This is a genomic window from Burkholderia sp. BCC1977 (assembly GCF_905339595.1).
Classification (GTDB): domain Bacteria; phylum Pseudomonadota; class Gammaproteobacteria; order Burkholderiales; family Burkholderiaceae; genus Burkholderia.
Map to the genome: position 1 here is coordinate 107,314 of NZ_CAJPGQ010000019.1, position 24,864 is coordinate 132,177.

19 protein-coding genes are annotated in these 24,864 nt (G+C 68.8%); 12 read left to right on the forward strand and 7 right to left on the reverse strand.

Features of this window, described 5'->3' with window-relative positions; translation table 11 throughout:
* Nucleotides 1-61: 61 nt before the first annotated feature.
* The 4 genes from U5771_RS17735 to U5771_RS17750 all read right to left on the reverse strand — a co-directional run bounded on the left by U5771_RS17735 (nucleotide 62) and on the right by U5771_RS17750 (nucleotide 3,998).
* Nucleotides 62-553 carry an Lrp/AsnC family transcriptional regulator gene (locus U5771_RS17735; RefSeq protein WP_006749694.1) on the reverse strand — a complete coding sequence of 164 codons (492 nt, stop codon included), beginning with the start codon at nucleotides 551-553 and terminating at the stop codon, nucleotides 62-64.
* Nucleotides 554-637: 84 nt separating this feature from the next.
* The gene (locus U5771_RS17740) at nucleotides 638-2,038 is read right to left on the reverse strand and encodes an aspartate aminotransferase family protein (RefSeq protein WP_322025175.1); all 1,401 of its coding nucleotides are present in this window, start codon (nucleotides 2,036-2,038) and stop codon (nucleotides 638-640) included.
* Nucleotides 2,039-2,198: 160 nt separating this feature from the next.
* Complete coding sequence (locus tag U5771_RS17745; protein ID WP_322025176.1) at nucleotides 2,199-3,125, reverse strand: glyoxylate/hydroxypyruvate reductase A; 927 nt, start codon at nucleotides 3,123-3,125, stop codon at nucleotides 2,199-2,201.
* A gap of 12 nt (nucleotides 3,126-3,137) precedes the next feature.
* The gene (locus U5771_RS17750) at nucleotides 3,138-3,998 is read right to left on the reverse strand and encodes a GNAT family N-acetyltransferase (RefSeq protein ID WP_322025177.1); all 861 of its coding nucleotides are present in this window, start codon (nucleotides 3,996-3,998) and stop codon (nucleotides 3,138-3,140) included.
* A 460-nt stretch (nucleotides 3,999-4,458) separates the two neighbouring features.
* Between U5771_RS17750 and U5771_RS17755 the strand changes: the two genes are divergently transcribed.
* The 11 genes from U5771_RS17755 (at nucleotide 4,459) to U5771_RS17805 (ending at nucleotide 18,372) form a co-directional block, all read left to right on the forward strand.
* A complete protein-coding gene (locus U5771_RS17755; protein ID WP_322025178.1) occupies nucleotides 4,459-5,127 on the forward strand; it encodes a haloacid dehalogenase type II in 669 nt (222 codons plus the stop codon).
* 667 nt (nucleotides 5,128-5,794) lie between these two features.
* The gene (locus U5771_RS17760; RefSeq protein WP_322025179.1) at nucleotides 5,795-7,387 is read left to right on the forward strand and encodes an ABC transporter substrate-binding protein; all 1,593 of its coding nucleotides are present in this window, start codon (nucleotides 5,795-5,797) and stop codon (nucleotides 7,385-7,387) included.
* 79 nt (nucleotides 7,388-7,466) lie between these two features.
* Nucleotides 7,467-8,420 carry an ABC transporter permease gene (locus U5771_RS17765; RefSeq protein WP_322025180.1) on the forward strand — a complete coding sequence of 318 codons (954 nt, stop codon included), beginning with the start codon at nucleotides 7,467-7,469 and terminating at the stop codon, nucleotides 8,418-8,420.
* Nucleotides 8,421-8,450: 30 nt separating this feature from the next.
* Entirely contained in the window at nucleotides 8,451-9,410 is a 960-nt protein-coding gene (locus tag U5771_RS17770; protein ID WP_322025181.1) for an ABC transporter permease, read from the forward strand.
* Nucleotides 9,410-11,293: an ABC transporter ATP-binding protein gene (locus U5771_RS17775; protein WP_322025182.1), complete on the forward strand. Its 1,884-nt coding sequence runs from the start codon at nucleotides 9,410-9,412 to the stop codon at nucleotides 11,291-11,293. Before U5771_RS17770 ends, U5771_RS17775 begins: the two co-directional genes overlap by 1 nt.
* A 166-nt stretch (nucleotides 11,294-11,459) precedes the next feature.
* Nucleotides 11,460-12,737, forward strand: a complete 1,278-nt coding sequence (locus tag U5771_RS17780) for an NAD(P)/FAD-dependent oxidoreductase (protein ID WP_415859413.1) — start codon at nucleotides 11,460-11,462, stop codon at nucleotides 12,735-12,737.
* A gap of 211 nt (nucleotides 12,738-12,948) precedes the next feature.
* Nucleotides 12,949-13,404: an AraC family transcriptional regulator gene (locus tag U5771_RS17785; RefSeq protein ID WP_322025184.1), complete on the forward strand. Its 456-nt coding sequence runs from the start codon at nucleotides 12,949-12,951 to the stop codon at nucleotides 13,402-13,404.
* Nucleotides 13,405-13,495: 91 nt separating this feature from the next.
* The gene (locus U5771_RS17790; protein ID WP_322025185.1) at nucleotides 13,496-14,230 is read left to right on the forward strand and encodes a cupin domain-containing protein; all 735 of its coding nucleotides are present in this window, start codon (nucleotides 13,496-13,498) and stop codon (nucleotides 14,228-14,230) included.
* A 2-nt stretch (nucleotides 14,231-14,232) separates the two neighbouring features.
* Nucleotides 14,233-15,558 (forward strand): FAD-binding oxidoreductase, encoded by a 1,326-nt coding sequence (locus U5771_RS17795; RefSeq protein WP_322025186.1) that lies wholly within the window; start codon nucleotides 14,233-14,235, stop codon nucleotides 15,556-15,558.
* 87 nt (nucleotides 15,559-15,645) lie between these two features.
* Nucleotides 15,646-17,115: an aldehyde dehydrogenase family protein gene (locus tag U5771_RS17800; protein WP_322025187.1), complete on the forward strand. Its 1,470-nt coding sequence runs from the start codon at nucleotides 15,646-15,648 to the stop codon at nucleotides 17,113-17,115.
* A 36-nt stretch (nucleotides 17,116-17,151) separates the two neighbouring features.
* Complete coding sequence (locus tag U5771_RS17805; RefSeq protein WP_415859414.1) at nucleotides 17,152-18,372, forward strand: M20 aminoacylase family protein; 1,221 nt, start codon at nucleotides 17,152-17,154, stop codon at nucleotides 18,370-18,372.
* Between the two features lie 96 nt (nucleotides 18,373-18,468).
* On the opposite strand, the gene U5771_RS17810 is transcribed toward U5771_RS17805, so the two are convergent.
* Both U5771_RS17810 and U5771_RS17815 read right to left on the reverse strand, forming a co-directional pair.
* A complete protein-coding gene (locus U5771_RS17810; protein WP_322025188.1) occupies nucleotides 18,469-20,688 on the reverse strand; it encodes a LamG-like jellyroll fold domain-containing protein in 2,220 nt (739 codons plus the stop codon).
* A 324-nt stretch (nucleotides 20,689-21,012) separates the two neighbouring features.
* Nucleotides 21,013-21,222 (reverse strand): hypothetical protein, encoded by a 210-nt coding sequence (locus U5771_RS17815; RefSeq protein ID WP_322025189.1) that lies wholly within the window; start codon nucleotides 21,220-21,222, stop codon nucleotides 21,013-21,015.
* A 302-nt stretch (nucleotides 21,223-21,524) separates the two neighbouring features.
* On the opposite strand from U5771_RS17815, the gene U5771_RS17820 reads away from it, so the two are divergent.
* Entirely contained in the window at nucleotides 21,525-23,714 is a 2,190-nt protein-coding gene (locus U5771_RS17820) for a TonB-dependent siderophore receptor (RefSeq protein ID WP_322025190.1), read from the forward strand.
* Nucleotides 23,715-23,738: 24 nt separating this feature from the next.
* Here U5771_RS17820 and U5771_RS17825 read toward each other — a convergent pair whose 3' ends face one another.
* Nucleotides 23,739-24,554, reverse strand: coding sequence for a response regulator (locus U5771_RS17825; protein ID WP_322025191.1), 816 nt, complete (start codon nucleotides 24,552-24,554; stop codon nucleotides 23,739-23,741).
* Between the last annotated feature and the right edge of the window lie 310 nt (nucleotides 24,555-24,864).

Sequence of the window (24,864 nt, forward strand, 5' to 3'; positions counted from 1 at the left end):
GCGCGCGACGACCCCGCGCGGACGGCGGGCCGCCGCGTTCGGAAGTGCCGCACGCTGTCCGTCAGTGACGTTCGCCGAACAGCGATTCGAGCGGGTAGTGCCGTTTGACGAACGGCGACTTGATGATCACGTAACTGAAATATTTCTCGATGCCGATGTTCTGCTCGAGCAGCCCTTCGACGATCGTCTGGTAATGGCTCACGCTGCGCGTGATGAACTTCAGCAGATAGTCGTAGCCGCCGCTCGCGAGGTGGCACTCGACGATCTCGTCGACGTTGCGGATCGCCGCGACGAAACGGTCGAAGTCCTCGCGCCGGTGGTCGGCCAGCGTGACCTCGGTAAATACGACCTGCACGTCGCCGAGTTTCTCGAGCTGGATGTGCGCGCCGTAGCCGCCGATGTAGCCGGCCTTCTCGAGCCGCTTCACGCGGATCAGGCAAGGACTGGGCGACAGCCCGACCGCATCGGCCAGTTCGACGTTGGTCATGCGGCCGCGCTTTTGCAACTGGGAGAGGATGCGCAGGTCGATGCGGTCTAGCTTGCTGTCCGTCATGGTCGCGTGAGAGGGAAAAATGGAATGTCCGGTTACTTTAGAGTCGAACGATTGCCGCCACAAGCCCGGCTTTCCCTTGGCCGGTCAGGCCGGCTGCGCGTGCGCGGCGTCGAGCGCGCGCTGCACGCCCGCGTCGGCCAGCACGTCGTCGAGCGTCTTGCGCACGCGTTCGAACATCAGGTCGAACTCGCCCGCGGTGAAGCTCAGCGCCGGCGCGAAACCGAGCACGCCGTCGCCGAATGCGCGAAACACCACGCCGTTCGCGTACGCGGCGGCGGCAATCCGGTCGGGCACGTTCAGCGCAGGGTCGAAGCGCGTCTTGCGCGCCTTGTCGGCGACCAGCTCGAGCGCGCCGAGCAGGCCGACCGAACGCGCGTCGCCGACGAGCGGATGCGCGCGCAGCGCATCGAGCCCCGCGGCGAAACGCGGCGCCATCGCCTGGCCGTTCGCGAGCAGCCCGCCTTCGTGATACAGCTTCAGCACCTCGAGGCCGATCGCCGCGCTGACCGGATGCGCGGAATACGTATGGCCGTGACCGACCGCGGGCGTATCGGCGCGGTTGCCCGCGATCCCTTCGTAGATTTCGTCGGACATCAACACCGCGCCCATCGGCGCGTAGCCGGCGGTCAGCCCCTTCGCGACGGTCATCAGGTCCGGGTCGACCTGCTCGGTCTCGCACGCGAACAGCGGGCCCGTGCGGCCGAAGCCGGTGATCACCTCGTCGGCGACGAACAGGATGCCGAGGCGCCGGCACGCGTCGCGCATCGCCTTCAGCCAGCCGGCCGGCGGCACGATCACGCCGCCGGAACCCTGCACGGGTTCGCAGAAGAAGGCCGCGACGTTGTCCGCGCCGAGTTCGGCGACTTTCGCCTCGAGCGCGGCGACCGACGCAGCGATCAGCGCCTGCGGATCGTCGCCGAGCGGGTGGCGATACGGGTAGGGCGACGGGATGTGATGCTGGTCCGCGCGCGGCAGGTCGAAGTGACGGTGGAACGCGGGCAGCGCGGTGAGGCCGGCGCCGATCGACGACGAGCCGTGATAGCCGCGCTCGAGCGCGATCATCTGCTTTTTCGACGGGCGGCCGGTCGCGTTGAAGTAATGCGTGATGAAACGCACCGCGGAGTCGATCGCATCCGAGCCGCCGAGCGTGAAGTACACGCGGTTCAGCGACGGCGGCGCCAGCGCGGCGAGCCGCTCGGCCAGCTCGATCGCGGGTTGCGAGCCGAAATGGAAATAACCGGTCGCGTAGGGCAGCTTCGCCATCTGCTCGGCGGCGGCCTGCACGATACTGTCGCGGCCGTAGCCGACGTTCACGCACCACAGGCCCGAGAACGCGTCGAGCAGCGTGTGGCCGTCGGCGTCGCGCAGGAACACGCCGTCCGCGGATTCGAGCACGGTGACGCCGCGCGCCTCGTGCGCACGATAGTTGACGACAGGGTGGATCAGGTGTTGACGATCGGCTTCGATCAGCGCGGCTTGGTTCATGGCGGGGCGGGACTCTCGTCGGGTGTCAGCGTGAGTTCATGCTACCGGGCGACACATCCGCGCGCGTCTTCAATTTGCGGCCTGAAACGTACGGAAGCGGTGTTTGCACGGGGCGCTTCGGCATTTTCTGCTGCGCGCCCCGCCGTGCCGGGCGCGCGTGTCAGTAGCCGCGCGCGCGATCGACCACGCCGAGCATCGGCTGGCCCGCGCGATGGCGCGCGAGGTTCGCGAGCACCGCGTCGACCGCGGTGTCGGGCCGGGTCGCGCTGGCGATGTGCGGCGTGATGCGAATGCGCGGATGCGTCCAGAACGGGTGGCCGGCCGGCAACGGTTCGGGGTCCGTCACGTCGAGGATCGCGCTGTCGAGGCGGCCGCTGTCGAGCGCGGCGAGCAGCGCGGTCGCATCGAGCTGCGGGCCGCGCCCGACCTGCACGAGCGATGCGCCGGCCGGCAGCGCGTCGAACACGCGCGCGCCGAGCAGGCCGCGCGTGCCGTCGGTGAGCGGCAGCAGGCAGATCAGGATGTCGGTGCGGGCCAGGAACGCGTCGAGCGCCGCGTCGCCCGCGTAGCAGTCGATGCCGTCGAGCGTGCGCGGCGTGCGGCTCCAACCGGCGCACGGGAAACCGAAGCGCCGCAGCGTGTCGAGCACGGCCTGGCCGAGCGTGCCGAGCCCGAGCACGCCGATGCGTCGCGACGCGGCCGCGCGCACGGGCTTCTCGCGCCACACTTGCCCGCGCTGCTGCGCCGCATAGTCGAACAGGTCGCGATGGATCGTCAGCACGGCCTGTGTCACGTATTCGACCATCCCTTCGACGATGCCGGGCTCGATCATCCGCACGACCGGAATGTGCGCGGGCACGCGCGACAGGTCGAATTGATCGATGCCGGCGCCGACCGAAAAGACGATCTCGAGATTCGGCAGCAGCGCGAGCGGGTCGTCGGGCGGTTGCCACGCGGCGAGATAGCGGATGGATTCAGGGTCGCCGATGTCCGGCCAGATCCGGAACCCGAGATCGGGCGCCTGTTGCGCGAAGCGCTGCGCCCACTGCGCGCCGCGCACCGGGTCGGCCTTGTAGAGAAAGCTCATCGTGCGTGCCGCTCAGCCGAGCGCCTGATTGACGATCGCGAACGCGCGCAGCGCCGGATCGCGGGCGGGCGCCGCGCCGCGCGCCATCGCGACGACGGTATCGACGCGCGGCAGGCCGAGCCCCTGCAGCCAGTCCGACAGCCCGCTGTCGCCCGGCACGTCGAGGCGCACGAACATGCCTTCGTGCAGCGCGAGCCAGTGGCTGATCAGCGCCTGCGCGCGCAGCGCGTCCGGTGCGATCACCGGGCCGATCACGTGGCCGCGGCCGAACCGGCGGAACAGCGCGAAGCCGAGCAGTTCGCCGTCGCGATCGAGTGCGATCCCGTTGGCGACGCCGAGCAGCGCATCGATCACCGCCTCGCGCGGGTAGCCGGCCGCGCGCGACGCGAGCGCGGCGAGGCGCGGGCCGTCGTTGGTGCCGAGCGGCCGCAGGCGCTCGCCCGGCGGCAGCGAGATCAGCGGCGGCTGGAACGCGGCGCCCTGGTGCTGGTCGATCGTGCCGATCGCGTCGAAGCCGAACTTCACATAGAGCGGTTCGCCGGACGGCGTCGCATGCAGGAAGATCGTGCGTGCGCCGAGACTGTCGACGACGCGCGCGAGCAGTTCGCGGCCGATGCCGCGGCCCTGGCGCTCGGGCGACACGATCACCATGCCGAGCGATGCATGCGACTCGCCGAAGCGCCAGCCGAGCGCGGTGCCGACGACGCCGGCTTCGTCCTCGGCGACGAAACCGCCGCCGAGCTGGAATGCGAAGCGCCAGTCGTCGAGCCGGTGGGGCCACTTGACCGCCTCCGACAGCCGGTGCGCGGCGGGCAGGTCGGTTTCGGCGAACGGGCGATAAATAAGCGTGCTGGAAGGATTGAGGTCGGCCACGCCGGACTCCGGATGGGTAGGAATGACATATCGACTCTGCCAGCGCCACCGCGGCGCGGATAGGACGATTCGCCTGTTTTCCGGTGTCGGCGGGCGGCCGTGCGAGATCGACGCAAACCGGCTCGATCGATGCGGACGAACGCGCGCTTCGTGCCGGAGCGGCCCGTCATTCCGAATGCTTCTGCTGTGGGAATGCCACTACGATGGAAACACGTCGGCGGCGCCGCTCGCCGGCGAGCCGCGCCGGGCGGCGGCGGTTTCGTGAAGTCCGCCGGCCGGCCCCCGCGGCGCAGCGCGCGATCGCGCCGCAGATCGTGCTGCCCGCGGCCTGCAACACGCGACGATTCTGCGTTTCGAACGACGTCGAACGACGCGCGCCGGGTTTTTTGCCCTGATTCAATTTCGTACAACCCAGCCCGTCCCCGGCCCTGCCGGGGCTTCACACCGACAGGACCCGACCATGATCCAGTTTGAACCGAAGTTCATCACCTTCGACTGCTACGGCACGCTGACCCGCTTCCGGATGGCGGACATGGCGCGCGAGGTCTACGCGGACCGGCTGTCGCCGGTCGCGCTCGAGGAATTCGTGCGCGCGTTCGCCGCGTATCGGCTCGACGAGGTGCTCGGGGCGTGGAAGCCGTACCGCGACGTCGTCGTCAATGCGATCCGGCGTACCTGCGCGCGGGTCGGCGTGACGTTCGACGAAGCGGAGGCCGAGCGTTTCTATCATGCGGTTCCGACGTGGGGTCCGCATCCGGACGTGCCGGCCGGGCTGTCGCGGCTGGCCACCAAGTACAAGCTCGTGATCCTGTCGAACGCGTCGGACGACCAGATCATGAGCAACGTCGACAAGCTCGGCGCGCCGTTCCATGCGGTGTTCACCGCGCAGCAGGCGCAGTCGTACAAGCCGCGGATGCAGGGCTTCGAATACATGTTCGGCAAGCTCGGCTGCAAGCCGGAGGACGTGCTGCACGTGTCGTCGAGCCTGCGCTACGACCTGATGACGGCCGAGGATCTCGGCATCAAGCACAAGGCGTTCGTCAACCGCGGCCATGAGCCGGGCACGCCGTTCTACAACTACTACGAGGTGTCGGACATCGGCCACCTCGCGACGCAGCTCGGGCTGTAAGCGACGCGTTGCCCGCGCGGCGTTCGTCGCGCGGCCTGCCGACGGCCTGCCGCGATGCGCGGGAAAACCCGTGCATCGTGGCAGGTCGTCGGCATCGGAAGACCACATGCACCGTGCGCATCGTCTCGTGTCCCACCCCCACGGTCCTGCCGTATTCGCGGCGGAAAGCGGCGGAAAGCGGCGTACCGCCAGCGCCGGACTCGATCGTGTCCTCGCCGTCCGGTGCAAGCGTGCCGGTGTCGGTGCCGATGCCGGGCAAGCGGGTCGCGCCCCGGTTTTCGGGCAGGCCGGCTTCGACAAGACGGGCAATCTCCTGAACTTTCATGCGGCAGCCCTGGATCGCGTGCGGCAGCGTGCGCGGCAGCGGACGGTGTCCGGTGCGCGACGGCGGCTCGCTGTCGCCGGCCCGCACACGCCGCGCTCGATCGGGATGTTCCGCTCGCGTCGAGCGCCGTCGGGCCACGCAGCAAATCATGCTGCGCCGGTGGCCCAAAACGGTCGAATCGTGTCGTGCAGCCGCCCCGAATCGCGATAACCCGCATTTTGGCGATGCTTAAATGAACTCCATGAGCATGACGTCGCACCCGCCACCAGCAGGCGGGCACGGCGGGATTATCGAACCACGCTGGACCCCAGGACCCACTTTCCACAGTCAGGAGCAGTTCGGATGAGCGACGATATCGACAACGGCGGCAAGGGCGGCACGGGCGGCTTTTCGCGCCGCGACATGATGCGGGTCATGGCGGCGAGCGGCATGATGGCCGTCGGCGGCGGCGGGCTGCTGATGGACGCGCAGTCGGCGTTCGCCGCGCCGGCGCCCAAGCGCGGCGGCAAGATCCGGGTCGCGAACGAATCGAGTTCGACGGCCGATACGCTCGACCCGGCCAAGGGCTCGACGGGCGCCGACTACATTCGTTTCTTCATGTTCTACAGCGGCCTCACGCAGCTCGATGCGAGCCTGACGCCGCAGATGAATCTCGCCCAGTCGTTGCAGACGACCGACGCGAAGACGTGGATCATCAAGCTGCGCAAGGGCGTCACGTTCCACGACGGGAAACCGGTCGCGCCGGCCGACGTGGTGTACTCGCTGATGCGCCACAAGAACGCGGCCACCGCGTCGAAGGTCAAGCCGCTCGCCGATCAGTTCGTCGATGCGAAGGCGAGCGGCCCGGACGAAGTCACGCTCACGCTCGCCAGCGCGAACGCCGATCTGCCGGTGATCCTCGCGACGCCGCAGCTCGTGATCGTCAAGGACGGCACGACCGACTTCAGCACCGGCATCGGCTGCGGCCCGTACAAGCTGAAGTCGTTCAAGCCGGGCGTGTCGACCGTCGGCGTGCGCAACGACAGCTACTTCAAGCCCGGGATGCCGTACCTCGACGAGATCGAGCTGATCGGCATCGGCGACAGCGCCGCGCGCCTGAACGCGCTGCTGTCCGGCGACGTGCACCTGATCAACGCGATCGACCCGCGCTCGACGCAGCGGGTCGCGTCGACGCCGGGCTACGCGCTGAAGGAAACCAAGTCGGGGCTCTATACCGACCTGATCATGCGCAGCGACAACCCGATCACCGCGAACCCCGATTTCGTCGAGGGGATGAAGTACCTGTTCGATCGCGAGCAGATCCGCTCGGCGGTGTTCCGCGGCTACGCGGTGCTCGGCAACGACCAGCCGATCCCGCCGGGGCATCGCTACTTCAACGCGTCGCTGCCGCAGCGGCCGCACGATCCGGACAAGGCGAAGTTCCTGTTCCAGAAGGCGGGCGCACTGGGCGCCGCGCTGCCGCCGATCTATGCGACCTCCGACGCGAACGGGTCGATCGAGATGGCCGTGCTGCTGCAGCAGGCCGGCCAGAAGATCGGGCTGAACCTGCAGGTGAACCGCGTGTCGCCCGACGGCTACTGGTCGAACCACTGGATGAAGCATCCGCTCGGCTTCGGCAACATCAACCCGCGCTCGAGCGCCGACGTGGTGTTCACGCAGTTCTTCAAGTCGGATGCGCCGTGGAACGAGTCGGGCTGGAAGAACCCGAAGTTCGACCAGTTGCTGCTCGCCGCCCGATCGGAAACCGACGACGCGAAGCGCAAGCAGATGTACGGCGACATGCAGGTGCTCGTCGCGCAGCAGTGCCGGGTCGGCATCCCGGCCTTCATCAGCTTCCTCGACGGCTACGACAAGCGGCTTGCGGGCCTCGGCTCGATCCCGACCGGCGGGATGATGGGCTTCATGTTCGCCGAGTACGTGTGGTGGAACGCCTGACGCCGATGCGTGCCGCCGCCGCGCGGCCGGTGCGGGCCACCGCCCCGGTCGCGCGCGACCTTTCCCGGAGTGCCGCTTCATGAATCGAATCCTGCTCGGGCTGATCGGCCGGCGCATCGCGGTCACCGCGCTGACGCTGCTGATCGTGTCCGCGATCATCTTCACGATCACGAACCTGCTGCCGGGCGACGCCGCGCAGGCCGCGCTCGGCCAGTCCGCGACGCCGGAGACGGTCGCCGCGCTGCGCCAGCAGTTCGGCCTCGACATGCCGGCCCACGTGCGCTACCTGCACTGGCTCGCGGGGCTGCTGCACGGCGATTTCGGCCGCTCGCTGTCGGGCGACCTGCCGGTGTCCGAAATGATCGGCGGACGCCTGCCGAAATCGCTCGCGCTCGCGGCGATCACGACCGCCGTGTCGGTGCCGATCGCGCTGCTGCTCGGGATCCTCGCGGCGGTCAAGCGCGAGTCGGTGGTCGATCGCGCGATCAGCCTCGGTACGCTGTCGCTCGTCGCGACGCCGGAATTCCTGATCGCCACGGTCGCCGTGCTCGTGCTGGCCGTGAAGCTGCACTGGCTGTCCGCGCTGTCGTACAGCGGCCCGATCGAAAGCCTGCACGATTTCCTGCGCGCGTATGCGATGCCGGTGCTGACGCTGTGCGCGGTCGTGATCGCGCAGATGGCACGGATGACGCGGGCCGCGGTGATCGAGCAGCTGAGCGCGTCGTACGTCGAGATGGCCGTGCTCAAGGGCGCGAGCCCCGCGCGCGTCGTGCTGCGCCATGCGCTGCCGAACGCGATCGGCCCGATCGCCAATGCGATCGCCTTGAGCCTGTGGTACCTGCTCGGCGGCGTGATCGTCGTCGAGACGATCTTCAACTATCCGGGCCTCGCGAGCCTGATGGTCGATGCCGTCGGCAACCGCGATTTCCCGTTGGTCCAGGCGTGCACGCTGATCTTCTGCGTCGCCTATCTGACGCTCGTGCTGTTCGCCGACCTGTGCTCGATCGTGTCGAACCCGAGACTGCGGACCTGAGTGCCCTGTTCTCCTTCCGAGATGCCGCCCATGCACCCGACCGAACCCGTTCAACGCAGCAGCGCGCTGCCGCCGTCCGGCGAACCGCCCCCACCGTGGGGCGGCGCGACGCCGCCCGCCGCCCCGGCCCCCGACGCGCCGCGCAAGCGCCGCGCCGCGCGCATGAAACTGACGACCGGCGGCCGCGTCGGCCTGTCGATGGTCGGCCTGATGCTGTTCGTCGCGGTGTTCGCGCCGCTGCTCGCGCCGCACGACGTCGGCGCGATCGTCACGCCGGACGTGTTCGCGCGGTTCAGCGCGAAGCTGCCGTTCGGCTCGGACTTTCTCGGCCGCGACATGCTGAGCCGGATCCTGTACGGCACGCGGCTGACCGTGCTGCTCGCGCTCGCGGCGGTGCTGCTCGCCGCGCTGACCGGCACGACGCTCGGGCTGCTCGCGACCGTGTCGGGCCGCGCGGTCGACGAGACGATGAGCCGGCTGCTCGACGCGCTCACGTCGATTCCGTCGAAGATGTTCGCGCTGATGTTCGTCGCCGCGTTCGGCTCGTCGCTGCCGCTCCTGGTCCTGACCGCCGCGGTCAGCTACATGCCGGGCTCGTACCGGATCGCGCGCGCGCTCGCGGTCAACATCAGCACGCTCGAATTCGTGCAGGTCGCGCGTGCCCGCGGTGAAAGCGCGCTGTACATCGCGTGCGTCGAGATGCTGCCGAACATGATCCATCCGATGCTGGCCGATACCGGGCTGCGCTTCACGTTCGTCGTGCTGCTGCTGAGCGGCCTGAGCTTTCTCGGGCTCGGCGTGCAGCCGCCGTACGCGGACCTCGGCTCGCTCGTGCGCGAGAACATCGCGAGCCTCGGCGACGGCTCGGCCGTCGCGATCATGCCCGCCGTCGCGATCGCGATCCTGACGGTGGGCGTCAACCTGTTGATCGACGGCCTGCCGCATCGCGGCCGCCGCAAGGGCGCGGCCGGTGCCGCGGGAGAACACTGATGCGACACGAATCGACTCCGCTCGTCGAGGTGCGCGGGCTGCGCGTGGTCGGCGGCCGGCCCGGCGGCGAGGAAACGACGATCGTCCACGGCGTCGACTTCGATATCGGGCGTGGCGAGGTGCTCGCGCTGATCGGCGAATCGGGCTCCGGCAAGACCACGATCGCGCTGTCGCTGATGGGCCATGCGCGTGCCGGCTGCCGGATCGCCGGCGGCTCGGTGAAGCTCGGCGGCACGGACGTCTGCGCGCTGCCCGCGCCGGCGCTGGCCGCGCTGCGCGGCCGCAAGGTCGCGTATATCGCGCAGAGCGCGGCCGCCGCGTTCAATCCGTCGCGCACGATCCTCGACCAGGTGATCGAGAGCGCGCTGATCCACAAGACGATGACGAAGCGCGATGCGCAGGCGAAGGCGGTCGAGCTGTTCCGCGCGCTCGCGCTGCCCGAGCCGGAGACGATCGGCAAGCGCTATCCGCACCAGGTGTCGGGCGGCCAGCTGCAGCGGCTGATGGCCGCGATGGCGCTGATCACCGACCCGGAGCTGGTGATCCTCGACGAGCCGACCACCGCGCTCGACGTGACCACGCAGATCGACGTGCTGCAGGCCTTCAAGAGCGTGATCCGGCGCTGCGGAATGAGCGCGGTGTACGTGTCGCACGACCTGGCCGTGGTCGCGCAGATGGCCGACCGGATCGTCGTGCTGAGCGACGGCGTGATCCGCGAGGCGGGCGATACCGAGCAGATCCTGCATGCGCCGACGCATCCGTACACGCAGAGCCTGATCGCGGCGGTGACGCCGAGCGAGGCCGAACGCGGTGCCGAAGGTGACGCGCCAGCGGCGAGCGCCGCGCCGGCGCCGCTGCTCGACGTGCGCGGCGCGATCGCCGGCTACGGCGGCCGTACCGCGAAAGGCTGGCCCGCGAAGGTGATCCTGCACGAAGTGGACCTGCGCATCGAGCGCGGACAGACGGTCGGCGTGATCGGCGAATCCGGCTCGGGCAAGACGACGCTCGCGAAGGTGATCGCGGGCCTCGTGCCCGCGACGGGCGGGCAGATCCTGCTCGACGGCGAACCGCTCGCGCGCGATACGGCCAAGCGCACCAAGGAGCAGCACCGCCGCGTGCAGATCGTGTTCCAGAACGCCGATACCGCGCTCAACCCGGTCCATACCGTGGAGCGCACGCTGGCGCGGCCGCTCGCGTTCTATCACGGGATCAAGGGCGCGCGTGCGCGGCAGCGCGTCGCGGAATTGCTCGAACTCGTGCGGCTGCCGCAGGCGGTCGCCGCGCGGCGCACCGGCGAGCTGTCGGGCGGACAGAAGCAGCGCGTGAACCTCGCGCGCGCGCTCGCGGCCGAGCCCGACCTGATCCTGTGCGACGAGGTCACGTCGGCCCTCGACACCGTGGTCGGCGCCGCGATCATGGACCTGCTGCGCGACCTGCAGGCGAAGCTCGGCGTGTCGTACGTATTCATCACGCACGACATCGCGAAGGTGCGCGCGATCAGCGACGACATCGTCGTGCTGTACGCGGGCCGCCGCGTCGAAACCGGCAGCCGCGACGCGCTGTGCGCGCCGCCTTACCACCCGTATTCGCACCTGCTCGTGTCGTCCGCGCCGGAGCTGCGCGCGGGCTGGCTCGACGACGCGGCCGAGCGCTGCCACCGGCCGCTCGTGCCGATCGGCGCGAGCGCCGACGACGCCGAGCTGTGTCCGTTCCTGTCGCGCTGCGCGATGCGGGTGGACGGCGTGTGCAACCGCACCGCGCCGGTACTGCGCACGCTCGGGAACGGCGCGCAGGTGCTGTGCCATCGCAGCGAGGAAGATCTCGCGCGCTTCCAGGCCGAGCCGGCAACGGGCGCGGCGCCGGTGCAGCCGGTGCGTCAGTAGCGCGCCGCGCGGCCTGCCGCATAGTGTGCTGCGGCGGTCGTGCAAAACGGTGAATCGTGCGCACGCCGTGCGCGAATACGCGGCAACTGCGCTTTTTGACGGTGATTAAATGGTTTGCAACGGGCGATCGCCGATCGCTGTCGCCGCAATGCTCGAGAAGGAACCGATGAAATTCGAATCGTACTGGCTGGATACTCGCCCCGCGTTTCGTGCCGGCTGCGAAGGGCCCGTCGAAGGGCGCGCCGACGTGGCCGTGATCGGCGGCGGCTTCACCGGCCTGTCGGCGGCGCTCGCGCTCGCGCAGCGCGGCGTGTCGGTGGTCGTGCTCGAAGCCGCGCAGATCGCGGGCGAAGCATCGGGCCGCAACGGCGGGCAGTGCAATACCGGCGTCGCGCAGGACTACGCGTCGCTTGCCGCGCGGATCGGCGCCGAACCCGCACGGCAGTTCTATCGCGCCTACGAAAGCGCGGTGAAGAGCGTCGAGGCGATCGTCGCGGAACATGCGATCGACTGCGATTTCCGTCGTGCGGGCAAGCTGAAGCTCGCCGCGAAGCCGCAGCATTTCGCGGGGCTCGCAAAGACGTTCGACGCACTGCGGCACGACGTCGATCCGGACATCGAACTGATCGAACCGTCGCGGATCCGCGATGAAATCGCGTCCGACGGCTTCTACGGCGGGCTGTTGCAGCGCAATGGCGCGCAGATGCACATGGGCAAGTTCGGCGTCGGCCTCGCGCAGGCGGCCGTGCGTGCCGGTGCGCGTATCTACGAGCAGGCGGCCGTCACGCGGCTCGATCGGCTCGAGGGCGAGCGCCATGCGATCACCTGCACGCGCGGCACGCTCGTCGCCGATCGCGTGCTGGTCGCGACCGGCGCGTCGCAGCACGGCCCGTTCGGCTGGTTCCGGCGGCGCATCGCGCCGGTCGGCAGCTTCATCGTCGTCACCGAGCCGCTGCCCGATGCGCAACTGGACCGGCTGTTTCCGCACCGCCGTGCGTACGTGACGTCGCGCCAGATCGGCAACTACTTCCGCGTGACGCCCGACAACCGGCTGCTGTTCGGCGGCCGCGCGCGTTTCGCGATGTCGAGCCCGCGCTCCGACGCGAAAAGCGGCGAGATCCTGCGCGCCGGCATGGCCGGCTACTTCCCGGAACTGGCCGACGTGCGGCTCGATTACTGCTGGGGCGGGCTGGTCGACATCACCGCCGACCGGCTGCCGCGCGCGGGTCAGCACGACGGGCTCTACTACTCGATGGGCTACAGCGGCCACGGCGTGCAGATGTCCGTGCACATGGGCCGCGTGATGGCCGACGTGCTGTACGGCGCGGCCGCGTCGAATCCGTGGCGCGAGCTCGACTGGCCGGCGATGCCCGGCCATTTCGGGCACGCGTGGTTCCTGCCGTTCGTCGGCGCGTATTACCGGATGCAGGATCTCCTGCACTGAAGCGACTGCCCCCGGGAGGATTCGATATGACCGCACGATGCGTTTGCCCGCTTTGTCCGCTTGGTCCGCGTTGCCCGCTCGCCGCCGGCAACGGCTGCCGCGCCGGGACCGGCGCCGGCGACACGATGGCCGGGCCGATCGGGCCGTTCACGATCGCGCACTTCGGCGCGCCGGGCGCTGCCGGGAAGGCGGCCGCATGAGGACCGCGAGCATGGTCACCCTGTTGCACGACGCGGACGACGGCGCGACGCCTCGCGTACCGCGTGTTCCGCAGCCCGTTTCGCCGGCGATCGACGACGTGCTGCGCACGATCGACGCGTCGTTCGCGCAGCCGCTGAACCTCGATACGCTCGCGGCGGTGGCCGGATTGAGCGTGTCGCGTTTCACCGCACGCTTTCGCGGTGAAGTCGGGTTGTCGCCGCACCGGTATCTGTGTCTGGTGCGTGTGCGGCGTGCGCAGGACTTGCTGCGCGCCGGCCTGGCGCCGTCGGTCGTCGCGACCGAGGTCGGCTTCTTCGATCAGAGCCATCTGTGCCGGCATTTCCGGCGGGTGCTCGGGATCACGCCGCGCGACTACGTGATGGCGCGCCCGGGTGGCGCGCCGGTGCGACCGGCTTCGATGCGCACGCGCACCGACCGTCGCGAAGCGTCGTGTCACGTCGCATAGGCACACGCGCGGACCGCATCCGCGAACAACGACTTCCGATCCCGCGCGACGCGTTCTCCGCAACATCGTCGCGCACTGCGCAGGAGCAGAAATGACCGCAGTTTTCGTGTTGCACCGGGCCGACGGCACGGCCAATACAACCGCCTTTCGCAAGCAGGCGTTCGGCGAGCGCGATCCCTTCGCGCGACATCGGGAGATCGCGTGGGAAGGCCCCGACTCGATGGCAGCCGGGCGTATCCGTTTCGCTGGCGAGCTTGACGTCGCGAGCTATCCGCACCTTGACACCGTCGCCGTCGTCGAAGGAGAGCTGACGCTCGAAGCGGCCGGCGCCGCGCCGTTGGTGCTGGGCCCGGGGGAGGGGGCCGTCATCGGCGGCGGCACGGCGCTGCGCATCACCGCGGAATCGCCCGTGCTGTTCATGTTCTGCGCGGCCGCGTGCACGAAGCCGACGAAGCGCGGCCTGTTCCCGCTGCGCGCCGACGCCGACTTCAAGCCCTCCGCATCGCTGCCGGCAGAGGTGTTGCTCGGCCCCGCGCCGCAATGCCGCAGCGACAACGTGTTCATCGACGACGGCGCCGAGTACTGCGCGGGCACGTGGGATTCGACGCCCTATCACCGGATCATCCGCCCGCATCGCGTGAACGAGTTCATGCTCCTGCTGGCCGGCAGCGTACGGTTCGCCGCGCCCGACGGCAGCGTGCTGTCGCTCGGCGCCGGCGACGCGCTGTTCGTGCCGCGCGGCGCATCGATCGGGTGGGAAAGCCGCGAACGCGTGGCGAAATTCTACGTCGTGCAAAACGTCCACGTATCAAACGAACGAGACTGAACATGTCCCCTCCGCTGCGCCTCATCGAAACTTCGCCCACGCTGCCGGCTTCGGCCGACGTCGTCGTGATCGGCGGCGGAATCATCGGCGTCTTTACCGCGTATTACCTGGCCCGGCGCGGGGTGTCGGTCGCGCTGGTCGAGAAGGGGCGAATCGGGGCCGAGCAGTCGAGCCGCAACTGGGGCTGGTGCCGGCAGCAGAACCGCGACGAGCGCGAATTGCCGATGGCCAGCAAGAGCATCGATCTGTGGGAGCGCTTCGCCGCCGAATCCGGCGAAGACACGGGCTTTCATCGCTGCGGGTTGCTGTATCTGAGCAATGACGAGGCCGAGCTGTCCCGCTGGGCCAGCTGGGGCGACTTCGCGAAGACCGCGGGCGTGACGACCTACATGCTCGACAGCAAGCAGGCCGGCGAGCGCGGGCACGCAACCGGGCGGCCGTGGAAGGGCGGCGTGTTCTCGCCGACCGACGGCACGGCCGACCCGGGGAAGGCCGCGCCGGCCGTGGCGGCTGCCCTGATGAAGCTGGGCGGCAGCGTCCACCAGCACTGCGCGGCGCGCGGGATCGAACTCGAGGGCGGGCGCGTCAGCGGCGTCGTCACGGAAGCCGGCGTGATCAGGACCCGGACGGTCGTGCTCGCCGGTGGCGCGTGGGCGTCGTCGTTCTGCCGCCAGCTCGGCATCCGTTTTCCGCAAGCGTCGATCCGTCAGTCGATCCTGAGCGTGTCGCCCATCGAGCAGCGCTTGCCCGATGCGCTGTACACCTCCGGCGTGTCCGTGACACGCCGCGGCGACGGACGCTACGCACTGGCCATCAGCGGCCGCGCACGCGTGGACGTGACGCCGCAGTTCCTGCGATTCGCGCCGCAGTTCGTGCCGATGTTCGCGAAGCGCTGGCGCAACCTTCTGCCGGGCGGCCTCGAAGGCATGCGCGGCGGCCACGAAACGCTGAAGCGGTGGCGGCTCGATGCGCCGACGCCGATGGAGGCCGTGCGCATCCTGGATCCGAAGCCCGATATGCCGACGGTCAACGAAACGTACCGTCGTGCGGTCGAACTGCTGCCCGAACTGCGCGAAGCAACGATCACGCACGCCTGGGCCGGATTCGTCGACAGCACGCCGGACGGCGTCCCGGGGATCGGCGAAGTGCCGGGCGTGCCGGGATTGATCCTGGCGGCAGGTTTTTCCGGGCACGGCTTCGGCATCGGCCCCGGCGCCGGTCACCTGATCGCGGATCTCGCCACGGGTGCGCCACCGATCGTGGACCCGATACCGTATCGGCCGAGCCGGTTCGCCGATTCCGCCTGGGGCAAGGTTGCCGATTTCTAGTTTGCGGCCGGCTCGCCGACGGCGATTGGCGGCCGCCGGGTCGCCGCCGTTGGTCGGCGCACGGTATCGACTCAAGGACTCCCTGTCATGCATTCACTCATCGATTCACCGGTTCGTCACCTGATGGAAGCCGGCAGGCTGGATCGCTTCTTCATCGACGGCGACTGGGTTTTGCCAGACGGCGGCGAGCGGTTCGCGGTCGTCTGCCCGTCCACCGAGGAGACGCTGTGCGACATCCCGCTCGGCACCGCGCGCGACGCGGACCGCGCGGTGCAGGCCGCGCGCAATGCTTTCGAACGCTGGTCCGCGACGTCGCCGCATGAACGCGCGGCGCTGCTCGACCGCGTTCACGCGTTGATACTGGCGCGCGCCGAGCTGTTCGCCATGGCGCTCGCGCTGGAAATGGGCGCGCCGATCAACTATGCCCGCGGTGCGCATGTGCCGCTCGCGGCCGAACATATCCGGGTCGCGCGCGACAATCTCGCCAGTTATCCGTTCCGGACACGGCGGGGGACCACCGCGATCGTGCGCGAACCGATCGGCGTCTGCGCGCTGATCACGCCGTGGAACTGGCCGATCTATCAGATCACGGCGAAGGTCGGCCCCGCGCTCGCGGCAGGCTGCACGGTGGTGTTGAAACCCAGCGAGCTGTCGCCGCTCAGCGCGTTGCTGTTTGCGGAAGTGATCGCCGATGCCGGCGTGCCCGCGGGCGTGTTCAACCTGGTGAGCGGCAGCGGAACGGACGTGGGCGCGGCGCTCGCGTCGCACCCGGAGGTCGACATGGTGTCGATCACCGGGTCGACGCGTGCCGGCGTGCTGGTCGCGCAAGCGGCGGCGCCGACCGTCAAGCGCGTCGCGCAGGAGCTTGGCGGCAAGTCGCCGAACCTCGTCTTGCCCGATGCGGACCTGTCGCGCGCCATCGCGCCGGGCGTTGCCGCCGCGTTCCGGAACATGGGCCAGTCGTGCAGCGCGCCGACCCGGCTGATCGTGCCGCGCGACGTGCTGGGCCGCGTCGAGGCGCTGGCCGTCGCGGCAACGCAGCAACTCGTCGTCGGCGATCCGTTCGCCGACGCAACGACGCATGGCCCGCTGGCCAATCGCGCGCAGTTCGGCCGGGTCGCGCAGATGATCGACGCGGGCATCGACGAGCGGGCGAAGCTGATCGCCGGCGGCCCCGGGCGGCCGACGGGATTCGACCGGGGCTTTTATGCGCGGCCGACCGTGTTCTCCGACGTTCGCACCGACATGACGATCGCGCAGCAGGAGATCTTCGGTCCGGTCCTCGCGATCCTTCCGTACGATACCGTCGACGAAGCCGTCGCGATCGCGAACGACACGGTCTATGGGCTCGGCGCACATGTGCAGGGCACCGACCAGGAACGCGCGCGCGCGGTGGCGGCGCGCATCCGGTCGGGACAGGTGCACCTGAACTACCCGGCATGGGACCCTCAGGCGCCGTTCGGCGGGTATAAACAATCGGGCAACGGCCGCGAGTACGGGATCGAAGGGATGGAGGAGTACATGGAGGTCAAGTCGATCCTGGGCTTCCATGATTGACGCAGCCGCTGCGCGCGAACGCAGCGGCAGGACAGAATGGAAGCCGTCTACTTTCCGAAGGTGCCGACATTGGAACAACCCGACCTCCCCGAGACGTCCCTGAAAGCACATTGCGCACACTGGGCGACCTTGCGCCGCGACCTGCATGCGCATCCCGAGTTGCGGTTCGAGGAACACCGGACGGCCGACGTCGTCGCCCGCGAGCTCGAAGGTCTCGGCTATGTGGTGTCGCGCGGGCTGGGCGGCACGGGCGTCGTCGCGAGCCTGCCCGGTGCGGACCCGGGCCGCGGCATCGTGCTCCGTGCCGATCTCGATGCGTTGCCGATCCAGGAGGCCAATGACTTCGCCCACGCATCGGGCGCGCACGGGGTCATGCATGCGTGCGGGCATGATGGGCATACCGTCATGTTGCTCGGGGCCGCGCGCATCCTGAAGGACCTGCCGCAGTTGCCGGGCACGGTGCATTTCGTGTTTCAGCCCGGCGAAGAGGGCGGTGCGGGCGCGCGCAAGATGATCGACGACGGGCTGTTCGAGCAATGCCCGACGGAGGCGGTATTCGGCATGCACAACTGGCCCGGCTTGCCGGCCGGGCATTTCGGGTTGCGCACCGGGCCGATCATGGCAGCGGGCTCCCGGTTCAGGATCACGGTAACCGGCAAGGGCGCGCATGCGGCGCAGCCGCACCTGGGCGTCGATCCCGTCCCGCTCGCCTGCTCGATGGTGCTGCAGTGTCAGACCATCGCCGCGCGGCACAAGGATCCGGTGGATCCCGCCGTCATTTCCGTCTGCATGTTCCATGCGGGCACGACCGACAACGTCATTCCGGACAGCGCCGAGTTGCGCGGGACGATCCGCACGCTGTCGTCTGCCTTGCAGCAACAACTGCAGCGCGACGTCCGGCTCATGTGCGAGGGGCTGGCCGCGGCTTATGGTGCGCAAGTCGACATCGAGTTCTTTCAATACTATCCGGCGACGGTCAACACGCCGGCCGAGACCGCGCTCTGCGAAGCGGTGATTCGCGACACGTTCGGCGACGAACGCCTTTGCGCCGACGTGCCGCCGAACATGACGTCCGAAGACTTCGGCTTCATGCTCGAGGCGCGCCCCGGCGCCTACGTGCTGATCGGCAATGCGCCGGCCGGCGCGGCCGCGCCGGCGCTGCATCACCCGAAATACGATTTCAACGACGACATCATTCCGGCCGGCGTCCGGTACTGGGTCGCCCTGGCACGGCATTACTTCAGGCGATCGCCGTGAACGCGCGCCCGATGTCGCACCGGTCGGCGATCGGGCCGAGGCGCGCCGCCCGCCGCCCGCCGCGACGCGCACCCTGCACCCTGCACCCGGCACGCATCACGCGCCCTGCGCGAGCGCCTTCACCTGTTCGGCCGACATCGCGCCGCGGTAGATGCGGAAGTCGTCGAGCGCGCCGTTGAAGAACGGATCGGCCGGATACTGCGAGCGTCCGAGCCAGTTCTGCGCGGTCCGCCCGATCCGCCATGGCGCGAACATGACGTCGCCCGCCGAGCCGATCGCATTGCCGTCCAGATAGAGCGTCGCGGTCGTGGCCGACAGCGTGACCGCGACGTGCGCCCATTGTCCGGCCGGCAGTGCGGCGTTGCCGTCGATCGCGCGCTCGCCATGCCCGCCGTTGGTCGTGATCGCGAAGCGCATCGTCCCGCGCTGGCTTTTCGGCGTGACGAACAGATAGCGTCCGGTGCCCGAGCCGAAATCGAAGATGCGCGCCCACGTCTGCCCGCCGCGCCAGTTCACCCACGTCGCGATCGTGAAGTCCGATACGTCGGCGACGATGTCGTTCGGCAGCGCGACGTAGCCGCCGGTGCCGTCGAGCGACACCGCATTGCCGCGCTTTCCCGTGACGTGCGATGCGCCGCCGGCGAGCGTGCCCGCATGGCCGTTGCCGCTCGCGTCCGCGGCATGCGAGCCGCCTGTCTCGTCGAAGGTCAGCAGCGTATGCAGTCGCAGTGCCGTCGATGCGGCGACTTCCGGCGAATGCGCGGATTCGCCCGCGGCGGTCTGCGCACTGATCACGTAGTACCAGACGCCTTCCGCGGGATGGTCCGTGTACGTCAGCGGATCGACGATGCCGCTTGCAACGGTCGTGTACGGCCCGCCCGTGCTAGCGGCGCGCTTCACGCTGTAGCTTGTCGCGTTCGCGATGCCCCACCACGACAGCACGACCCGTCCGGCGGCCGGCCACGCGGTCAGCCCGCTCGGTGCGGTTGCGGACGCAACGGGGTCGCGCGTGCAGGTCAGCGTGCCGTAGCCGAGCTGATCGTAGCCGCCGCTCGCTTCGCCATAGTTGCCGCCGCCGCCCTCGGGCTGGATCGCACGCGCGAACTTCGCGGACCACGGTGCGGACAGCCCCTTGCGGTTCACGTAGTGGTTGTAGACGAGCGCCCAGCACGGACGGATCGTCCCCCGGCCGGCGGTCGAGAATTGCGCCTGCGCGACATCGACGTTCGCGTACGGCGCGTACGGCACCGGCAGGAATGAGCCGTCCGGTTGAACGAGGTTCGCCTTCGCGACGTATTCCGCGCCCGCGAGGAAGCGGTTGTTGTCGTGCCCGTACAGGTCGATGCCCTGGTTCCACGCCATTTCGCAGATCGCGCCGCCGAGCGCGATGCCGAGCGTGTTGTGCCCCTGGTCGCGGCCCGACTCCTGCCATTGGCCGAGATGGCCGGGATGCAGGTAGTAGACGGCCTGCGCGATCGCGCCGTTGCCGGGCCCGTCGATGAAGTAGTTGACGGCTTCGTCGAACTTCGCGTGGTCGTCGCACAGCACGCCGATCGCCATGATCGACGCCATGTTGCACAGATCCCAGTTCGCCCAGTAGTGGGTGATGTCGGTGTTGTTGTGGCGGTTCAGGAAGTCGGCGTTGATCGGGTAGAACTTGCCGATCATCATCGCCTGGAACGCGGCGAAATCCGCTGCCGCCCAGCCGCGATAGGTGCGCATGATTTCGCCGGCATTCGCGAATTCGTAGCCGTAGATGCCGGCCGCCAGATCGACGTTCGAGTCGCCCGCGAGGTTCTGCAGGGTCGACGACCACGCGTTCATGATCTGTACGGCCTTGTCCGCATACGCGGTATCGCCCGAGATTTTCCAGCGCAGCGCGCACGCGTACGCGGCCGCGATGTCCTTGTACAGCACCGGATAGTTTTGCGCGCCGGTGCCGCCGCGCGTGACGACGGCCTGCGGGCGCGGCGACCACGACAGCTGCGCATGACCGTTCGCGATCAGCGTGTTCCAGCCGTCGCGCCACGGCGATGCGGCCGCCGCCACTTTCTGCGCGATCCGTTCGAAATCCGCTTGAGTGTGCAGCAGGCCGGGGTGCGCGAACGCGTCGTTCGTGGCGATGGCCGGGGTGCCCGTGGCCACGCGTGCGAGCGCACGGTTGCCGGCCGCGGCGCTCGCGGTGCCGGTGGCGCTTTCGCTTTCGCTTGCGCCGGCGCCGCCGCAAGCCGAAAGCGCGAGTGCGCCGATGCTGTAAAGGAACGTGCGCCGGGAAATGCGCGCGCCGGATTCAAGCCGAAGCTGCGAGTCGTTCATGTTGCGTTCGTTCCTTCCGTGACGAGGTCCAGCTGAGAAGACGCGGCGCACACGCGAAATCAGTCATCGCATGACGACGCGGATTGTACTGGAAGGATCGACATTTTCGACGATGTGTTCGTGCCGGCGCGACACATTTTTCGGACACCGATTGCAATGAATTCGTTGATTAACATGCTAATAATAGGGACAAAGATGGCGATTGATACGATTGCGAGATATGATCGTCGCCGGACGGCAGCCTGGAAACTTTTAAGGTATGCAGATCGATAGATTTCCACTATTTCATCGTGTTGTCATACGACGGATGACGTGAAAAGGATTTCACAGCGCGTTGCACGCCCATGCCGGTGAAGCCACACCGGTATCGCTCGACGAACGGCAAGAACCGGAGAACGACACGATGACGAACAGGAGCGCAGGTCCGGACAAACGGTTTGCACGACGCGCGGGGCGGGGCACGTCGCTCACCACACGGGCTTGCACGTCCACGCCGTACGACCGCGGCGCGGCGTTCACGACGCTGAAGTCCATCGCGCCGACACCGCCGATCTGATCGGATCGCGCGGTGCGCGGCAGCCGGTTCGGCGCGTTGTCGGTCGAGCGCGCGACGCGCTGGACTGTCGGGCGGACGGCGCACGGTGCGGGGTCGCGCCCGTGCGCATTTTTCTAAAGACCGCGCCCCTTCCGCCGATATCATTCAGGCGCTCGAAAACGGCGCGATCGATCGACGCGCACCGACTCGTGCGCGACAGGCCAGCACAGCCGCCCAGCCCCGCGACGAAGCACGACCGGGCGCGCGGCGCCAGGGCAGCACGACGGAGAGTATCGAAACGATGGGAATGGCGACAGGTTCGGTGCGACGCGCAATCGCGATCGCGGCCGGGGGGACGGTGTGCGCGGCCGCCGCGGGCGGCGCGCACGCGCAGGCATCGAATGCGGCGACGGCGCCGCCGGCCGATGCGGCGGCGATGCTGCCGAAGATCGACGTGCAAGGGCAGGCCAACCGGTCGTCGCTCGGGCTGGTCGGATTGCGCACCACCACCGGCACGAAGACCGACACGCCCGTCGCCGAGGTCCCGCAGACGACCAACCTCGTGACCGCGCAGCAGATCGAGATGACCGGCGCGACCGACCTGAACCAGGCATTGCGCTACGTGCCGGGGTTCGCGACGTTCGGCGCCGACACCCGGACCGACTCGTATGCGGCGCTGCGCGGCTTCACGCCGACGCTGTATGTCGACGGCATGCCGGTGCCGAACACGGCGGTCATCGCGAACTGGCGCGTCGATCCTTACACGATCGACTCGGTCGCCGTGCTGCGCGGGCCGACCTCGGTGCTGTACGGCGCGGGCGCGCCCGGCGCGCTCGTCGATGCGCACACGAAGCTCGCCGACGGCGAGCGCATTCGCGAAGCGGGCGTGCAGATCGGCAACGATGCGCGCAAGCAGACCATGCTCGACATCGGCGATACGCTCGATCCGGACGGCAAGTACGCGTACCGCTTCGTCGGCATCGCGCGCGACGGCAACGCGGTGACCGGGCCGAACGCCGACCGGCGCGTCGCGGTCGCGCCGTCGTTCCGCTGGCGGCCGACGGCCGACACGTCGCTGACGGTGTCCGCGTCGTTCCTGCAGGATCACGGCGACATTTCGTCGAACTTCCTGCCGGCGTCGGGCACGGTGCTGCCGAACCCGAACGGGCGCCTGTCGCAGGACATCTACATGGGCGACCCGTCGTTCAACGACTATCGGAAGAAACAATGGTCGCTCGGCTATGCGCTCGAGCACCGCGTGAATGCGATGTGGACGCTGCAACAGGACGTGCGCTGGTCGCGGCTGTCGCTCGACGACGCGACGGTATTCGGCAACGGGTTCGCGCCCGGCAGTACGACCAACATGATGCGGACGGCGGGGCTGTTCCAGTTGAATTACAGCCGGCTGGACATCGACAACCGCGCGCAGGCGCGCTTCGCCACCGGCCCGCTCGAACACACGCTGCTGCTCGGCCTGCAGTTCGACCGCCAGACGACGACCAACAGCGTGCGGCTCGCGCTGGCGCCGCCCCTCAACCTGTACCACCCGGTCTATCTTCCGGTGACGGCCGCGATCTTTTCCGGCCGGACGTCGCTCGGGCGTTTCGATCAGTACACGGCAATGAATACGCTCGGCGTGTACGCGCAGGACCAGATCCGCTGGAATCGCTGGACGCTCACGCTCGGCGGCCGCGAGGATCGCGTGAACGCGCGCTTCGACAACCGGGCGGCCGGCACCGGCACGCAGCAGGACGTCAGTGCGTTCTCCGGGCGCGTCGGGCTTACCTATCGGGGCGAGGCGGGGCTCTCGCCTTACGTCGGCTACTCGACGTCGTTCGATCCGGTGATCGGCGTGCGCATGTACGGCGGCGGCTTGCCGAAACCGACGCGCGGCACGCAGGTCGAGGCCGGGCTGCGCTGGCAGCCGCCCGGCCGGAATCTGATGCTCGGCGCGGCCGTGTATCGGATCGATCAGACCAACGTCGTGACGCCGGCGCCGCCGAATCTCGATCCCACCGGTACGTCGTCGGTGCAGACCGGCAAAGTGCGCTCGCGCGGCGTCGAACTGAGCGCGCTCGGGAAAGTGACGCGCGAATGGTCGATCGTCGCGTCGTACGTCTACCAGGACGTCAAGAACGTGCAGGCGAACGATGCGTCGCTGAACCACTGGCCGGTGGCCGTGCCGCTGCCGAGGCAGATGGCGTCGTTGTGGACCGACTGGACCTGGCACACCGGCACGCTGTCGGGCCTGGGGATCGGCGCGGGCGTGCGCTACCAGAGCGCGTTGGCCGGCGCGCCGGACAATTCGCTGACGGTGCCGAGCACCACGCTGGTCGACCTGGCGATGCACTACGACCTGCGTCGCTGGCGGCTCGCGCTGAATGTCGCGAACCTGTTCGACCGGCGCTACGTCAGCGGCTGCCAGTCGTACGCGGTGTGCGTGTTCGGCAACGAGCGAACCGTGCTGGCGAGCGCGAAATACAACTGGTAATCGCACCCGGCATGCCGGGCGCGGCTACGCGTCGCGCTGCGGTTCCCGGGCGGCCGCGCGTCCGGCTGCATGGCGCTGGCGCCGCCATTCCGTCGGCGTGATGCCGAATCGTTCGCGGAACGCGGTGGCGAAATTCGCCGGCGTGGAAAAACCGATCTCCTTCGCGATGCTCGCAATGCTGAGCGACGTCGAATCCAGCAGATCCTGCGCGATCCGCAGGCGCTCGTGCCGCAGATACTCGAATACCGTCTGCCCGAGGTTGTCGCGAAACGCGCGGGACAGGCGCTTTTCATGCGTGCCGACCGCGCGCGCCAGTTGCTCGACCGTCGGCGGATCGTTCAGCGAACGCGACAGATGGTGAATGGCTGCGCGCACGATGATGTCGTCGTCCTTGCCGGCTGAGAACGGGGCGGGCGCGTCCTGCGCATCCACCGGCGCCGGGCGGTTCGTCCGCATCAGCTGCACGCGAATCCGTGCGATGACTTCCGCCGGCTCGAACGGTTTCACCACATAGTCGACGCCGCCAATTTCCAGCCCCTCGATGCGCTCGTGCAGCTCGCCGGCCACCGTCAGGAAGATGACCGGGATCGCGCTCGTCAGCGGATCGGCGGCAAGCCGCCGGCACGCCGTGAACCCGTCCATGCGCGGCATGCGCACGTCCATCAGGATCAGGTCGGGCACGAGGGCCTGCGCGCGCTGGCACGCTTGCGATCCGTCGAATGCGATGCTGATCCGGCACCCGGTGCCGCGCAGGATATCGATCAGCAAGCGCAACTGCTCGGGCTGATCGTCGACGATCAGGATATGGGCGCGGCTCAATGCGGAGCTCGGTCGAGGCATCGTGCACCTGTTCGGGAAAGGCTGCGGACAGCGTTCCAGCGCGGTGGCGATTCCGGTTCGGGAAAATCGTCGGAAGCCGCGACACGACTTCGCGAAAGCGCATGGCACGCTCGCATCGACAAGCGGACGTCGCCGGACTGCACGGCAGGCAGGGGGCGGCGCAATACGCGGCGTTCGTTGTTCTGATCACTGGCCGATCGAGGCGCGGATGATTGCCGGTACCGAAATCGATGCGAGCGGAATTGTAGGGCGATATTTCGATCCGCGCCAGATGACGCGCCTCTAGAGCGTGTTATGCACTTTCAAAATG